The 13,987-nt window shown below is 70.0% G+C and carries 11 protein-coding genes; 4 read left to right on the plus strand and 7 right to left on the minus strand.

The annotated features are described in order from the left end of the window. Positions 1–11: 11 nt before the first annotated feature. From xylB to B2869_RS10960, 5 genes are all read right to left on the minus strand, one after another. On the minus strand, positions 12–1,412 hold the full coding sequence (xylB, locus tag B2869_RS10940; protein ID WP_292766284.1) for a xylulokinase: 1,401 nt from the start codon (positions 1,410–1,412) through the stop codon (positions 12–14). Positions 1,413–1,485: 73 nt separating this feature from the next. Further along, complete coding sequence (locus B2869_RS10945) at positions 1,486–2,502, minus strand: substrate-binding domain-containing protein (RefSeq protein WP_373695394.1); 1,017 nt, start codon at positions 2,500–2,502, stop codon at positions 1,486–1,488. A 113-nt stretch (positions 2,503–2,615) separates the two neighbouring features. After that, entirely contained in the window at positions 2,616–3,623 is a 1,008-nt protein-coding gene (locus tag B2869_RS10950; RefSeq protein WP_292766287.1) for an ABC transporter permease, read from the minus strand. Next, the gene (locus B2869_RS10955; RefSeq protein WP_021201647.1) at positions 3,620–5,194 is read right to left on the minus strand and encodes a sugar ABC transporter ATP-binding protein; all 1,575 of its coding nucleotides are present in this window, start codon (positions 5,192–5,194) and stop codon (positions 3,620–3,622) included. Before B2869_RS10955 ends, B2869_RS10950 begins: the two co-directional genes overlap by 4 nt. Continuing rightward, positions 5,191–6,237 (minus strand): NAD(P)-dependent alcohol dehydrogenase, encoded by a 1,047-nt coding sequence (locus B2869_RS10960; RefSeq protein ID WP_292766291.1) that lies wholly within the window; start codon positions 6,235–6,237, stop codon positions 5,191–5,193. The genes B2869_RS10955 and B2869_RS10960 overlap by 4 nt, the downstream gene beginning before the upstream one ends. A gap of 158 nt (positions 6,238–6,395) precedes the next feature. Between B2869_RS10960 and B2869_RS10965 the strand changes: the two genes are divergently transcribed. Then, positions 6,396–7,328, plus strand: a complete 933-nt coding sequence (locus B2869_RS10965) for a sugar-binding transcriptional regulator (RefSeq protein ID WP_029264806.1) — start codon at positions 6,396–6,398, stop codon at positions 7,326–7,328. Positions 7,329–7,347: 19 nt separating this feature from the next. Here the strand turns inward: B2869_RS10965 and B2869_RS10970 are convergent, their stop codons facing one another. Further along, a complete protein-coding gene (locus B2869_RS10970) occupies positions 7,348–8,796 on the minus strand; it encodes a rhamnulokinase (protein WP_292766296.1) in 1,449 nt (482 codons plus the stop codon). Positions 8,797–8,837: 41 nt separating this feature from the next. Next, entirely contained in the window at positions 8,838–9,623 is a 786-nt protein-coding gene (locus B2869_RS10975; RefSeq protein ID WP_292766301.1) for an SDR family NAD(P)-dependent oxidoreductase, read from the minus strand. Positions 9,624–9,740: 117 nt separating this feature from the next. Here B2869_RS10975 and B2869_RS10980 point away from each other — a divergent pair, with 117 nt between their 5' ends. The 3 genes from B2869_RS10980 to B2869_RS10990 form a co-directional block, all read left to right on the plus strand. Further along, a complete protein-coding gene (locus tag B2869_RS10980) occupies positions 9,741–10,502 on the plus strand; it encodes a DeoR/GlpR family DNA-binding transcription regulator (RefSeq protein WP_292766304.1) in 762 nt (253 codons plus the stop codon). Positions 10,503–10,620: 118 nt separating this feature from the next. Then, complete coding sequence (locus tag B2869_RS10985; protein WP_029264803.1) at positions 10,621–12,657, plus strand: bifunctional rhamnulose-1-phosphate aldolase/short-chain dehydrogenase; 2,037 nt, start codon at positions 10,621–10,623, stop codon at positions 12,655–12,657. Beyond that, a partial coding sequence (locus B2869_RS10990) for a rhamnulokinase (protein ID WP_292766308.1) occupies positions 12,654–13,987 on the plus strand: 1,334 nt, incomplete at its 3' end. The genes B2869_RS10985 and B2869_RS10990, both read left to right, overlap by 4 nt.

A 13,987-nucleotide genomic window follows, 5' to 3' on the forward strand; every position in this document is an offset into this window, starting at 1 on the left:
CGCCGCCCGGCTCAGACGCGGGCGGCGTACTGCTCCCGGATGATCGGGCGGTGGTCGACCGCGAACGACCGCGCCTCGCCGTCTGCCCAGGACGGGCGCTCGTCCGTGAGGGCCCATGCCGCCTGCACCGCCGCCCCTCGTGCGACGGCCTCGTCGATGCCCGGCACCACGATCGGCACATCGAACACCTGAGCCGCGATCTGCGAGACGGCGGGATTGCGCGCGGCCCCACCGATGAGCAGGATGCGGGTGGCCGGCACGCCGCACCGACGGATCGCGTCGAGGCCGTCGGCCAGACCGCACAGAAGACCCTCCACCGCAGCGCGCGCCAGCGTCTCGCGTCGTGTCGAGGCGAGCGACATGCCGAACAACGTGGCCGTGGCATCCGGGCGGTTCGGGGTGCGCTCCCCTTCGAAGTAGGGCTGCAGGACCAGGCCGTCCGCTCCGGGTTCGGCGGCCAGCGCCAGGCGGGCGAGTGCGTCGTGATCGACGCCGAGCAGCCCGGCGACCGTATCGAGCACGCGGGCCGCGTTGAGGGTCGCGACGAGCGGGAGATGATTCCCGCTTCCGTCGGCGAAGCCGGCGACCGTTCCGGTGGGGTCGGCGAGGGGCCGATCCGCGACAGCGAAGACCGTGCCGCTCGTGCCGATCGAGATCATCGCGTCGCCCGGTCGGGCACCGAGTCCCAGCGCACCACCGGCGTTGTCGCCCAGACCGGCTCCGACCGCGGTGCCTCCGGGCATGACGCCCATCCGCTCGGCGGGCCCGAGGACGCGGGGGAGGATCGGGACGCGACCGAACGCACGCTCGAGCAGGTCGAGGTCGTAGGCGCCTGTGGAGGCGCTCCAGTACGCAGTGCCGCTCGCGTCGGAGCGGTCGGTGGCGAGGGCGTCGAGGGCGGGACCGAGCGTGGACGCACCGACGGGCCCATACCCGCGCAGTCGCCAGGAGAGCCAGTCGTGGGGCAGGGCGACCGCAGCGACTCTGGCTGCGTTCGCAGGCTCGTGATCACGCAGCCACCGCAGCTTGGCTCCGGTGAACGACGCCACCGGCACGACTCCGACCCGACGCGCATACTCCTGCGCGCCGACCTCCGCCACGAGCGCCGCCGCGGCGTCCGCACTGCGCACGTCGTTCCAGAGCAGCGCGTCGCGGACGACGTGCCCCTGTGCGTCGAGTGCCACGAGCCCGTGCTGCTGCGCGGCGATCGAGATCGCGGCCACGTCGTCCAGACCACCGGCGTCGACGATCGCGCGCTGCAGGGCCGACCACCACGCCTCGGGAGCGACCTCCGTGCCGGGCGGATGCGATGCCCGTCCGGTGCGCACCACCTCCCCGGTCGCGAGTTCGTGCACGGTCACCTTGCAACTCTGCGTGGACGAATCCACGCCGGCGACGTACGTCGACGGCATCTGCCTCTCCCTCATCCGTGAACGACCCGAGCCGCGAAGACGCCGAAGCATCCTCGCGGCTCGGGTGCGGCCGTCACTCCGACTGGCCGGTGAGACCCTCGTAAGCGATGTTGCCGCTCTTGAGGTTCTTGTTGGTCATCTCGCTGAGGTTCTTCAGGAACGCGTCGCGCTCGGTGACCACGTGGCCGATCGCCTCGTCGACGTTGTCCTTCGTGATCGCGGGCATCAGGTAGACCGGGTTCTCCTTGACGTCCTCTCCGCGCACGATGGCCGCGGCGTAGGCCACGCCGGCCGACAGCTCGACCGTGCCGTTCTGCAGCGAGGTGCCGATGAAGTCGCCGTTCTTCACGGCTTCGAGCCCGTCGGCGATGCCGTCGATGCCGACGATCGGCACATCCGTCATCCCGGCTTCCTTGAGCGCCTGCAGAGCACCGAGCCCCATGTCATCGTTCTGCGCGATCACACCGTCGATGTCGTCGCCGAAGGCCGAGATCCAGTTGCTGACCTTGTTGACGGCCTCGTCGCGCTTCCAGTTCGCGGTGTCCTTGGCGAGCACCTTCACGTCGGGGTTCTCGGCGAGCACGTTGTCGATGCCCTTGCCGCGGTTGATCTCGCCCGAGCCTCCGAGTGGACCCTGGAGGATGATGACGTTGCCCTTCCCGCCGAGGGCTTCCATCATCATCTGCGCTTCCTGCTCGCCCGCCGCCACGTCGTCGGGCTGCACCGAGCCGGTGAGGTCTTCGCTGTTGAGCGAGGCGTTGACGTCGAAGAAGGGGATGTCGGCAGCCTTCGCGGCGGCGATCTGCGGCTGCAGCGAGTCGGCTTGCACCGGGATGACCACGATCGCGTCGACACCGGCGGTGACGTACTGGTCGACCTGGCTCGCCTGGGTGTTGACGTCGAGCCCTGCGGAGTTCCACAGGATCTCGATGTTGTTCTCCTCGGCGTAGCGCTCGATGCCCTCCTTGCCCTCGGTGACGAACGACGACATGTCGTAGACGCTCACACCGATGGTGATGCGCTCCTGGCCGCTGTCGTCTCCGCTGCCGGCATTCGCGTTCGGGTCGCCCGCGCCGCATCCGGCGAGCATCAGCGCGGCGACGGAGGTGACGGCGAAAGCCGCGGCGATGCGGCTCTTCTTGGTGAACATGGGATTCCTCTCGTTGGATGGTGCGATGAAGCAGGGTTCTTCGTCGTGATCGGTCAGCGGCTTCGTCGTCGGGTCGCCCACACGTCCACGGCGACCGCCGCGACGATGAGCACCCCCTTGATGACCTTCTGCCAGTAGGCGGGCACGGTCAGGATGTCGAGGCCGTTGTTGAGGGTCTGGATGAGGAGCAGTCCGAGGGCGGTCCCCCAGATCGAGCCGCGGCCGCCGAGCAGGCTCGCGCCGCCGATCACGACCGCCGCGATCGCGTCGAGCTCGTAGCCGACGCCGAGGTTCGGAGCGCCGAGCGTGACACGGCTGGCGAGCATGACGCCCGAGATGCCGGCGAGCATGCCGGAGATGGCATACACGCTGAAGATGGTGCGGCCGACGTTGATGCCCGCGATGCCGGCGGCGATCGGGTTGCCGCCGATCGCGTAGACCCGCATACCCCAGGCGGTGCGGCGCATGATGATCGCGAGTCCCAGGATGCCGACGATCATCAGGATGACCGGCAGGGTGAGCCCGCCGAACTGGGCATTGGCGATGCGGGAGAAGTCGGCCGGCAGCCCGGTGATGGGGGCGCCGTTGCCCGCGACGTAGGCGACACCGGACGCGAGGGTGAGCATGCCGAGCGTCGCGATGAAGGGTGGCACCTTGATCACCGACACCACGAAGCCGTTGATGGCCCCGGCGATGAACCCCACCACGACTCCGGCGACGATCGCGAGCCAGATCTGATCCGGGAACGCCTTCGCGGTGAGGCTGCCGAACACGGCCGCTGCGGCGATCACGCTGCCGACCGAGAGGTCGATGCCACCGGTGAGGATCACGAGCGTCTGCCCGAGGGCGATCAGGGCGAACGGTGCCGCCGCGACCAGGATCGTCTGCAGGTTGTCGACCGTGCCGAAGCGCGCGCTGCGGTAGAGGAAGAAGGCGATGATGAGCACCATCACGATCACCATCGCGTAGCGGATCGCGAGGTCGCCGAACCAGGTCGGGCTGAAGCGCTTCACTTCCGAGTCGGGCACGAAGGTCGGCGCGGCGGTGCGGGTGTCGGTCATTGGTCGTCCTTTGCGGAAGGTGCGTCGGAGATGTCGAGTCCGCTCGCGAGTCGGAAGATGCGGTCCTGCACGTCGGGTTGCTGGAGGGCGGTGCGGTCGAGCTCCGCCACCACCCCGCCGTCCTTGAGCACGAGAGCGCGGTGCGACAGGGCGAGGATCTCCGGCATGTCGCTCGACGCCATCACCACGGCCATGCCCGAGGCGGCGAGGTCGGTGATGATGCGGTAGATCTCGCTGCGGGCGCCGATGTCGACGCCGCGGGTGGGTTCGTCGAGCAGCAGCACCTTCACCTCGCCGGTGAGCCAGCGCGCGAGCACCACCTTCTGCTGGTTGCCGCCCGAGAGCGTCTCCATCAGCTGCCCGAGACCACGGCTGCGCAGGCGCACGGAGCTCATCACCTCGGAGACGGCGTCCACGCGGCTGCGGCCCTTGAGCCATCCGGCGACCGAGAACTGGTTCATGCGCGGCAGGGTCGCGTTGGCGAGGATGTCCATGCTGAGCACGGCTCCCGCGCCCTTGCGGTCCTCAGGGACCAAGGCCATGCCGGCGGTGATCGCGTCGGCGGGGCGTCCGCGACGCACGCGAGCGCCTCCGACGGCGATCTCACCCGCAGTCGCGGAGCGCACGCCGAACAGCGCCTCGATCAGCTCGGTGCGTCCGGCGCCGACGAGCCCCGCGAGCCCCACGATCTCACCGCGGCGCACCTGCAGGTCGACCGGCTGCGGCGCCGGTGTGTACTCGAGCCCGCGCACCGAGAGGGCGATGTCGTCGGAGGCCGGCGGCAGGTCGGGGAACAGGTCTTCGAGCTCGCGGCCGATCATCGCGGTCACGATGTCGTCGTCGCTGAGTTCTGAGAGCGGTGCATCCGCGACGAGGCCGCCGTCGCGGAGCACCACGACCCGGTCGGCGATCGCGCGGATCTCCTCCATCTTGTGCGTCGTGAAGAGGATCGCGACGCCGCGGTCGCGCAGCATGCGCATGCTCTCGATCAGGCGGGCGACCTCGCGCTCGGCGATCGCGCTGGTCGGTTCGTCCAGCAGCAGCACGCGCGCGCCGGTGCTGGTCGCCTTGACGATCTCGACGATCTGCCGCAGTCCCACCGGCAGCGATCCCATCCGGGCTCCGGGATCGATGTCGACGCCGAACTCGGCGAGCATCTGCCGGGCCTCCCTGGCCATGCGGCGGCGGTCGACCAGACCGAACCGGTTGCGAAGCTCCCGCCCCACGAAGATGTTCTCGTACACCGTGGTGTCGAGGATCGAGGCCAGTTCCTGCGGCACGATGGCGATGCCGCGCTGGTGGGCGTCGCGCGCGGATCCCGCGGTGAGCTCCTCGCCGCGCACGAGCACACGACCGGCATCGGCCTTCATCTGGCCGGAGGCGATCTTCATGAGCGTCGACTTGCCGGCACCGTTCTCGCCCGCGAGCGCCGTCACGGTGCCCGGCACGAGGTGCAGCCCCACGCCCTTGAGTACGGGCACTCCGCCGAACGCCTTGCGGATGTCGACGCACGCGAGCATGTCGGGCTGCTCGTCGAGGGTGATGTTCCCCGTGCGCTCGAGGTCGGTCATGATTCCCTCGCGTGCTCGCGGTCAGGACGCACGATGCTCTTCAGGGTCGAGGGGTGCGAGGCGGAATCGAGAGCCTCGCGCACCTCGGCGAGGCCGAACGACCCCGTGACCAGCGCATCGAGGTCGACGGCGCCGGACGCGACCAGCTCGATCGCCGTGGGCCAGGTGTTCGCGTAGCGGAAGATGCCGGTGACGATCAGCTCGCGGTTCTGGATCGTGGAGACGGGGAGGGCGATCTCGTCGGCACCCATGCCGACGAGCACGGCGATGCCGCCGGGCTTCAGCGCCGAGATGCCCTGCTTCACGGCGACGGGGGATCCCGAGGCGTCGACGAAGGCGTCGTATCCCGAGCCGAGCGGTCCGGCCGCCGGGTCGACGGCGGCGGTCGCGCCGAACCGGAGGGCGACCTCGCGACGCTCGGCCATCGGGTCGCTGATCACGATCTCGGTGGCACCGAATGCGCGTGCGGTCTGCGCGGTGACGATGCCGATGGGCCCCGCCCCGGTGATGAGCACGCGGCTCCCGGGTCGCACACCGGCCTTCTGCACGGCCGCGATGGCGACGGACAGCGGCTCCATGAGCGCTGCGGCGTCGTCGCTCACGGAATCGGGAACGGTGTAGGCGAAGTCGCCCTGGATCGCGACGTACTCCGCGAAGGCGCCGTCGATCGGCGGGGTGGCGTAGAACTCGATCCGTGGGCAGAGGTTGTAGCGCCCGCTGCGGCAGAACTCGCACACCCGGCAGGGGTGCTGCGGTTCGATCGAGACGCGCTCGCCGACGCGGGCGTCGTCGATGTCGGCCCCGACCGCGACGATCGTGCCGCCGGCTTCGTGGCCGAGGACGAGCGGCTCCTCCACGACGAAGTCGCCGATGCGCCCCTCGTGGAAGTAGTGGACGTCGGAGCCGCAGATGCCGACCGCGTTCACCCGTACGATCACCTGATCGGCGGACGGGATCGGCACGGGGCGGGTCGCCACCGTGAGCTCGCCGGCGCGCACCAGCACGCTCGCACGCATGGTCGTGGGCAGTTCAGTGCGCTTCATCGGGCTCCTCGTGGTGCGGGTGCAATCGTGGGGTCGTGATTGCTCGACCGACATTAGCCATGCTCGACGAATGAGACAACTGGCCGCTCATATGAGCGCAGAAGGAGAGATCGGGATATGCTGAACCGACCTGACACGATGCGAGACGAAGAGGCGACATGGGACCCGATGAACTGGTGCGGATCTCGCACGTCGCGCGCCGGCACTACCTGGACGGGCGGACGAAGATCGAGATCGCCGACGAACTCGGCCTCTCCCGTTTCAAGATCGCGCGGATGCTGGAGGATGCGCTCGAGCAGGGGCTGGTGAAGATCACGATCGAGGCACCGGACTCCCTCGATCTCGACCTGTCCATGCAGCTGCGCGCCCGCTTCGGGCTGACGCGCGCTCTCGCGGTGATCACTCCCGGCACCACGCCCGACCTCATTCAGGATCGGCTCGGGCGCGCAGCTGCCGACCTGCTCAGCGAGATCGTCACCGAGGGCGACGTGCTGGGGCTCACAGCCGGACGCACCCTGACCGCGATGGCCGGACACCTGCGCACCTTGGCGACGTGCGAGGTGGTGCAGCTCGCCGGCGTCGCCGCCCCCACGCCCGAGAACGGCGTCGAGGTGATCCGCCAGGTGAGCCGTATCTCGGGGGGACGTTCCCGCGCGATCTTCGCCCCGTTGCTGGTCGAGACCGCCGCCACCGCCTCGGCCCTGCGTCGCGAGCCCGGCATCATGGAGACCTTCCGCCGCTTCGACTCGGTGACCAAGGCCGTCGTCGCGATCGGTTCCTGGAGCCCGCCCGACTCGCAGCTGTACGACAATGCCGGGCGCGCGGGCGCGCTCGACGAGCTGCTCGCGGCGGGAGTGAAGGCCGAGATCTGCGCGACGCTCATCGACGAGAACGGTGCCGTCGTGGGGTCCGTGGCCGAGCGGTCTCTCGCGGTATCCACCGAGCAGCTGCGCCGTATCCCCGAGGTGATCGCGGTCGCGGGCGGCACCTCGAAGACGGGTGCCGTCGCTGCCGCCCTGCGGTCAGGGATCGTCGACTCCCTGGTGACCGACGCCGCTCTCGCCCGGCGCCTGCTCGAGACCGCGGTCTGAGCAGGACCGACCTGCCCGCTCAGCGGCGGACGGGCTCGTAGCGCCGCAGCTCGGTGGAGGCGCGTACCACGCGGCGCAGATCGCCGAGACTTCCGAGCACCGCGCCGTGCGCGCGGGCCTGCACCAGGATGTTGCCCATCGACGTGGCCTCCGACGGCCCCGCGACCACGGCGCGCCCCGAGCGGTCGGCGACGGCCTGCGCCAGGATCGACGACTCGGAGCCGCCGCCGACCAGGTGGATCACCCGCACGTCCACACCCGAGAGCGCCGCTGCTTCGTCGACCTGTCGGGCCACGAACGCCCCGAGACTCTCCAGCACCAGCCGCACCACGGCGGCGCGGTCGGTGGGCATGCGTCCGCCGGCCTCGGCGACGAGTTCCGCGATGCGCGCGGTCATCTGCCCGGGGCGCAGCAGGCGAGGGTCTCCGGTGTCGATCGGCACCCCGGTGCCCGGGGCGGTGTCGGCACGGGCCAACAGCTCTCGACGGGCGGCGGTGCTGCGCGCACCCCAGCCGTCGAGCCCCCATTCCCGCATGCACTCGTTGATGATCCAGAGCCCGGCGGCGATCCGGAGGAACCGCACGGTGCCGTCGAGGCCGAGCTCGTTCGTGAAACCCGCCTCGCGGGCCCGGTCGCTCGTGATGAGGCGATCGACCTCGACACCCGTGAGGATCCACGTGCCGCACGACACGAAGGCGAAGTCCTCGTCGCGCGCGGGGACGGCGATCACGGCGCTGGCGGTGTCGTGCGAGGCGACGGCGGTGATGTCGGTGGCATCCCCGGGCGCCAGGATGCCGCCAGCCACACGCCCGGTCACGGTGCCGGGCGCGACGATCTCGGGGAAGATCCGCGCCGGCAGGCCCAGCGCATCGATCCGGCCGGCATCCCAGCCGGCACCGCGGGGGAGGGCCAGGCCGGTGCTGGAGACGTTCGTCGCCTCGGCGACCTCTTCGGCGCCGAGCCAGTGCGCGAGCAGATCGGGCATCAGCAGCATCCGCTGCACGGTGTCGAGACGCCCGGCCTCCCGGTCGGCCATCAGCTGGTAGATCGTCATGATCGGGAGGGCGGTGACCCCGGTGTCTCGAAAGGCATCGGCGGCGGGGAGGATCGCGTCGACGAGGGGGAAGCTGCGGTCGGTGCGGGCATCGCGCTGGTGGAAGGGAGCATCGAGCAGGCCGTCGTAGGCGAGCAGCCCGTAGTCTCCCGACCAGGCGTCCACGCCGACACTGGCGAAGGCGGGTCCCTCGCGGCGAAGCGCCGCGAGACCGGCGACCGCGTCGCGGTACAGCCGCTGGGCATCCCACCGCAGTCCGAGCTCGTCCGTGAACGCGCGGTTGCGGAACCGGTGCACCCCGTCGATCCGCAGCCGATCCCCGTCGACGGTCGCGCTCACGACGCGACCGCTGGACCCTCCGAGGTCGACGGCGGCAGCTCGGAAGGTCGCCGAGCCGAGGGGCAGTTCGGGCATGTCCCTCAGCCTAGGGTCCGGGCCTCCCGTCCGGCGGCCTCTCACACGCTGGTGTAACCACCGTCGATGAGGATGCTCTGCCCGATGACGTAGCTCGACCGCTCGCTCGCGAGGTAGACCAGGAGGTCGCCGAGCTCTTCGGGCTCCCCCATCCGCCCGGCGGGGATGCGCCGCACCCACTCGTCGGCCATCTCGGGGTTCTCCGCCACGAAGTCCCTGGTCATGTCGCTGGCGAAGTATCCCGGGGCGATCGCGTTGACGCGGATGCCGTGCGGCCACCACTCGATCGCCGCGCTCTTGGTGAACATCGACACCGCGGCTTTCGACGTGTTGTAGACCGCTTGGGTCTGCGGGATGTTCACCGCGAACGCCGACATCGACGACACGTTGACCACGCTGGCCGGGTTTCCTCGTGCGGCCTCGACGTGCCGGCGCGCGAACTCACGGCTCGTGACGAAGGTGCCGGTGACGTTGACGTCGAGCACCCGCCGCCAGTCCGCTGGCGTGGTGTCGAGGAGGGGCGTGCCCAGCGTGATGCCCGCGCTGTTGACGAGCACGTCGGCCACGCCCAACTGCGCGGCGACGGTGTCGAAGGCAGCCGCGACGGAGGCGTCGGAGGTGACGTCGACGCTGACGCCGATGCCACGCCGCCCCGTCTCGGACTGCAGGGCGTCGGCGGCATCGGCGACGGTGTCGAGGCGGTCGAGGAGGGCGACATCGGCGCCGGCGGTCGCCAGCGCCTCGGCCATGGCGTACCCGAGGCCCCGCGCCCCGCCCGTGACGACGGCGATGCGGCCGAGAAGAGGTTCCGTGGTGTTTCCGAGCATGAGCAGAGCCTAGCGGCGGCGCTCACCTCGCGACACCAGCCGCTCATATGAGCGCACAGAGCGAGGGCCGAGCATCCGGGGATCGGCCCCGGCGTGCACACCGGATAGATTCCTCCCATGGCTCTTTCCGGCAATCTCGAGGCGCAACGACGTCGAGACGAACTCGTCGAACTCGCCAACGGCCCGCAGGGCGTCATGATCGAGGCCGCTGCCGAACTGTTCGCGGTGTCGTCGATGACCATCCGACGGGATCTGCTCGAGCTGGAGGCGGAGGGCCGGGTGCGACGGGTACGCGGCGGAGCGACGGCAGCGCCGCGCGCACGTCCGTTCGATGCGCGCCGGGCCATCAGGGCGAGCGCGAAGAGGACGATCGCCGAGAAGGCGCTGCGACTCGTCCCAGCCCATGGCAGCATCGCGCTCGACGCGTCGTCGACCGTCAACATGCTCGCCTCGACGATCGGTCCGCGCGCCGGGCTCACGGCGTACACGAACTCGTTCGAGTCGTTCCAGGTGCTGCATCCGCTCGACGGAGTGACGGCGGTGATCTCCGGCGGTACGGCGGAGCCCACCACCGGCAGCCTTGTCGGCCCGATCGCCCGCCGGAGCATGCGGTCGGTCTATTTCGACATCTTCTTCTCCTCGGCGGACGCGCTCGACAGCGCCGACGGCACGTCCGAGGTCTCGGTGGACGAAGCCGAGCTGAAGCAGGCGATGGCCGCGAACGCCGGCACCACGGTGGTGTGCGTCGACTCCAGCAAGCTCGGGCGTCGGTCGGTGGCCCGCGCGCTCGAGCGCGACGAGATCTCGGTGCTGATCACCGAGCTCGATCCCGGCGACGAGCGGTTGGATGCCTTCCGGGATATCGCCGACATCCTCTGAATCTCCCAGACGCCCTCGCCAGACACCTTTTTCCACGACGTCAGTTCGTGTTATCTTTCACAAGAAGTAACAGCACGAGTGCACACGGTCGTGTGCATCGCCCCTGTCTTGGAGAGTCATGACCAACGCCACCGCCGCCGCTCTGATCGCCCGGTCGAACCGCCTCGGCGCCGACCCGAAGAACACCAACTACGCCGGAGGAAACACCTCGGCCAAGGGCACCGAGACCGATCCCGTCACGGGCCAGCCGGTCGAGCTGATGTGGGTCAAGGGCTCAGGCGGCGACCTCGGCACCCTGACCGAGAGCGGTCTCGCCGTGCTGCGCCTCGACCGCATGCGCGCGCTCGTCGACGTGTACCCCGGACTCGACCGCGAAGACGAGATGGTCGCCGCCTTCGACTACTGCCTGCACGGCAAGGGGGGTGCCGCCCCGTCGATCGACACCGCCATGCACGGCCTGGTCGACGCCGCGCACGTCGACCACCTGCATCCTGATTCGGGCATCGCGATCGCCACCGCGGCAGACGGCGAAGCGCTGACCACGAAGATCTTCGGCGAAAAGGTCGTCTGGGTGCCGTGGCGTCGTCCCGGCTTCCAGCTCGGACTCGACATCGCCGAGATCAAGAAGCAGCACCCTCAGGCGATCGGCTGCATCCTCGGTGGACACGGCATCACCGCGTGGGCCGACACGTCGGAGGAGGCCGAGGCGAACTCTCTCTGGATCATCGACACCGCGGCCGCCTACATCGCCGAGCACGGCAAGGCCGACCCGTTCGGCGGCGTCCGCTCGGGCTTCGAGGCCCTCCCCGCGTCCGAGCGCCGTGAGCGCGCTGCGGCCCTCGCCGGCACCATCCGGGGCATCGCCTCGACCGACAAGCCGATGGTCGGACACTTCACCGACGCCGACGTCGTCCTCGACTTCCTGGCGTCGGAACAGGCGCCCGCCCTCGCCGCGCTCGGCACCAGCTGCCCCGACCACTTCCTGCGCACCAAGGTGAAGCCGCTGATCCTCGACCTGCCGGCCACGGCGTCTGCCGAGGAGCAGATCGCGCGCCTGCACGAGCTGCACGAGCAGTACCGCACCGACTACCAGGCGTACTACGACGCGCACGCGACGGCCACGTCTCCTGCCATCCGCGGCGCCGACCCGCTCATCGTGCTGATCCCCGGTGTCGGCATGTTCTCCTACGGTGCGAACAAGCAGACCGCCCGCGTCGCCGGCGAGTTCTACGTCAACGCGATCAACGTGATGCGCGGCGCCGAGGCCCTGTCGACCTATTCGCCGATCTCCGACGCCGAGAAGTTCGACATCGAGTACTGGGCGCTGGAGGAGGCCAAGCTGCAGCGCATGCCGAAGCCGAAGTCGCACCAGGGCCGTATCGCCTTCGTCACCGGCGCCGCATCCGGCATCGGCAAGGCCATCGCGACCCGCCTCGCGGCCGAGGGCGCCTGTGTCGTCGTCGCCGACCTCGACGCCTCGAAGGCGCAGGCCGCGGCCGCCGAGCTCGGCAACACCGATGTCGCGATCGGCATCGCGGCAAACGTCGCCGACGCCGAGGCCGTGCAGGCCGCCCTGAACGAGGCGGTGCTCGCGTTCGGCGGTGTCGACCTCGTGGTCAACAACGCCGGGCTCTCGCTCTCGAAGCCGCTGCTCGAGACCACCGAGAAGGACTGGGATCTGCAGCACGACGTGATGGCCAAGGGATCGTTCCTCGTGTCCAAGGCCGCCGCCCGCGTTCTCATCGACCAGAAGCTCGGGGGTGACATCATCTACATCTCGTCCAAGAACTCGGTCTTCGCCGGCCCCAACAACATCGCCTACTCCGCCACCAAGGCCGACCAGGCGCACCAGGTGCGGCTGCTCGCGGTCGAGCTCGGCGAGTACGGTATCCGTGTGAACGGCATCAACCCCGACGGCGTGGTCCGCGGCTCCGGCATCTTCGCCTCGGGCTGGGGCGCGAACCGTGCCGCGACCTACGGCGTCGCCGAAGAAGACCTCGGTCAGTACTACGCGAACCGCACGATCCTCAAGCGCGAGGTCGTGCCCGAGAACGTGGCCGACGCCGTCTACGTGCTGACCGGCCCCGAGCTCAGCCGCACCACGGGTCTGCACATCCCCGTCGACTCCGGCGTCGCCGCGGCGTTCCTGCGATGAGCGTGCGCGCGGTCGCGGCCGTCGATCTCGGGGCGACCAGCGGCCGTGTGATGATCGGGCGGATCGGGGAGGGGAGGCTCGAGCTCGAGCTCGTGTCGCGCTTCCCCAATGGCCCTGTGGAGCGCGACGACGGTCTGCACTGGGACTTCTCGGCCCTGTACGAGCACGTCGTGGCGGGTCTGACTGAGGCGGTACGGCGCGAACCGGCGATCGAGAGCTTCGGGATCGATTCCTGGGCCGTCGACTACGGGCTGCTCGCGGACGGCGCTCTTCTCGCCGAGCCGTTCCACTACCGCGATTCCCGCACCGCCCGGGGCGTCGCAGAGGTGCACGACATCGTTCCGTTCGCCGATCTCTACGCCCGCGACGGACTGCAGTTCCTGCCTTTCAACACCCTGTACCAGTACCGGGTCGACGAGCGGATCGCGGACGCGGACGTGGCGCTGCTCATCCCCGACCTGATCGCGTTCCTGCTCACGGGCGTCAGCGCGGCGGAGCGGACGAATGCCTCCACGACGGGGTTGCTCGGAGTGGACGACGGGGAGTGGGACACCGAGCTCGCATCGCGCATCGGCATCCCGTCGCGCATCCTCCCTCCGCTCATCGACCCCGGCGCGGTGATCGGGTCGCTGCGTCCGGATCTCGCCGCCCGGATCGGCGCCGACCTCCCGGTGATCGCAGTCGGTTCGCACGACACCGCCTCGGCAGTGGTCGCCGTGCCGATGACGTCGCCTTCCGCCGCGTACATCTCGTGCGGCACGTGGGGTCTCGTCGGACTGGAGCTGACCGAACCCGTGCTGACGGACGCCGCGCGCGAGGCGAACTTCACCCATGAGCTCGGCGTCGATGGTCGATACCGCTTTCTGCACAACGTCACCGGTCTGTGGCTGCTGAGCGAGAGCGTGCGGGCGTGGGAGGGGGAGGACGGCGCGTCGATCGATCTGGCGGAGCTGCTCGCTGCGGCAGCCGCGGTCTCGGATGGGGTGCCGCTGTTCGATGCGAACGATCCTTCGCTCAGCGCGCCCGGCGACATGCCCGCCCGCATCGCCGCGCTGATCCAGGCGGACGGGGCCTCTGTTCCGACGAGCCGTGCGGCGTTCGCGCGCAGCATCGTGGAGAGCATCGCGGCGGCCTTCGCCGCGACCGTGCGGACGGCATCCGCCCTCTCGGGCCGCGAGGTCGACGTGATCCACCTCGTCGGGGGCGGCTCGCTCAACGCGCTCCTCTGCCAGGCCACCGCCGATCGCTCCGGGCTCCCGGTGCTGGCCGGTCCCGTCGAGGCGACCGCTCTCGGCAACGTGCTCGTGCAGGCGCGTGCCCTGGGCGCTGC

The organism is Microbacterium sp. UBA3486 (assembly GCF_002377845.1).
Taxonomy (GTDB): Bacteria; Actinomycetota; Actinomycetes; order Actinomycetales; family Microbacteriaceae; genus Microbacterium; species Microbacterium maritypicum_A.

What these genes read in the sequence shown, in the direction of transcription:
- xylB (WP_292766284.1), bottom strand. Translation starts at nt 1,412, where the DNA reads ATGCCGTCGACGTACGTCGCCGGCGTGGATTCGTCCACGCAGAGTTGC.
- B2869_RS10945 (WP_373695394.1), bottom strand. Translation starts at nt 2,502, where the DNA reads ATGCTCGCCGGATGCGGCGCGGGCGACCCGAACGCGAATGCCGGCAGC.
- B2869_RS10950 (WP_292766287.1), bottom strand. Translation starts at nt 3,623, where the DNA reads ATGACCGACACCCGCACCGCCGCGCCGACCTTCGTGCCCGACTCGGAA.
- B2869_RS10955 (WP_021201647.1), bottom strand. Translation starts at nt 5,194, where the DNA reads ATGACCGACCTCGAGCGCACGGGGAACATCACCCTCGACGAGCAGCCC.
- B2869_RS10960 (WP_292766291.1), bottom strand. Translation starts at nt 6,237, where the DNA reads ATGAAGCGCACTGAACTGCCCACGACCATGCGTGCGAGCGTGCTGGTG.
- B2869_RS10965 (WP_029264806.1), top strand. Translation starts at nt 6,396, where the DNA reads ATGGGACCCGATGAACTGGTGCGGATCTCGCACGTCGCGCGCCGGCAC.
- B2869_RS10970 (WP_292766296.1), bottom strand. Translation starts at nt 8,796, where the DNA reads ATGCCCGAACTGCCCCTCGGCTCGGCGACCTTCCGAGCTGCCGCCGTC.
- B2869_RS10975 (WP_292766301.1), bottom strand. Translation starts at nt 9,623, where the DNA reads ATGCTCGGAAACACCACGGAACCTCTTCTCGGCCGCATCGCCGTCGTC.
- B2869_RS10980 (WP_292766304.1), top strand. Translation starts at nt 9,741, where the DNA reads ATGGCTCTTTCCGGCAATCTCGAGGCGCAACGACGTCGAGACGAACTC.
- B2869_RS10985 (WP_029264803.1), top strand. Translation starts at nt 10,621, where the DNA reads ATGACCAACGCCACCGCCGCCGCTCTGATCGCCCGGTCGAACCGCCTC.